We start from the raw sequence: 1,051 nt of genomic DNA, 5'->3' as shown, positions 1-1,051 counted from the left end.
CGAGAACCCCGAGTACCGCTGACGCCGGCGTGGCCCCCTCCTGCGCGTCACCCTCGAACGCACCTAGCGCAACGCGGCGAGCCGGTTGCGCACCCATGCCTCGTTGACGCGGCGGAAGTCTGCCTGGGAGAACCTGATGTCCCGCCCGCCCGTCGAGTCGATCGACTCATTCATCGAGACCCGGATCAATGCCGGCGGCTTGGACGCATAGGTATTGGCCCACGGTCCGTACACGGACGGTTCGAGGACGGTCAGTGCATCGGGCACGATCCTGAACTCCACCGACTCGTCGTCGCCGAACTTCGGGGCTGCCTTCAACCGGTCGTAGCTGTCGGCCACCTCCTTCCGGGTGCTGCGCCCAGCGGCCAGTGACACCCGCACCCGCTTTCCGGCGTACGTGCAGAGGAGCCCGGCCTCGTCGTTGTCATGCCCGGTGGCGTACTTCACCTCGCCGACCGCCGCCGTGACCATCTTCGAGCGCGGCGACGGGCAGGCGCGCGGAACCTGGATCGGATGCTCGTGCATTCCCGGAGTCGCCTGGTCGAGCAACCTGGTGAGGAGCTCCTGGACGGTTGCCGGAGAGCCCTGGAACCACCCCGAGCCGACGAACACCGCATAGTCACCCTCGCGTGCCCACGCGTCGAAGCCGTACTTCGAGCCGCGCACGTAGAGCGCCTCGTCGCCCACACCAGCGAGGGGTATCAGCTTTCCCCGGAACTCGGCCGCACTACGAAGGTCAGCGGCGAACTTCCGGCCGGGAACCTGGCTGAAGCCGTAGTAGATGAGTGCGACGCCGTCGTTGCCGGCGACGACACAGCGGGCCAGTCGTGCGTCTGTGGGATCCATCTCCGCACCGACACCCGTCACCTTCTCGGCGCCGATCACCTCGACCTGGTCGTCGGCGGAGAGCAGCGCACACGTGTCGACCGGGGCGTGCATCGCCTGCTCGTCGACAGCAGCGTCCGAGGTCGCGGCGCTGGGACTGGTCGGTTCGTGCCGCGATTCCCCTCCGGGTCCGCCAGACCGGTCCTGGTCGTTGCAGCCCGCGACG

At 68.2% G+C, this 1,051-nt stretch carries 1 protein-coding gene; it reads right to left on the bottom strand.

The window, feature by feature from the left end:
• Positions 1-63 precede the first annotated feature (63 nt).
• The coding region (locus tag ACOADB_RS02380) for a hypothetical protein (protein WP_378596308.1) at positions 64-1,051 on the bottom strand (988 nt) is incomplete at its 5' end.

It is taken from the genome of Nocardioides sp. CPCC 206348, assembly GCF_048654705.1.
GTDB lineage: Bacteria > Actinomycetota > Actinomycetes > Propionibacteriales > Nocardioidaceae > Nocardioides.
The sequence above is the reverse complement of the archived record's forward strand: the minus strand, read 5'-3'. Positions and strand labels throughout refer to the sequence as shown.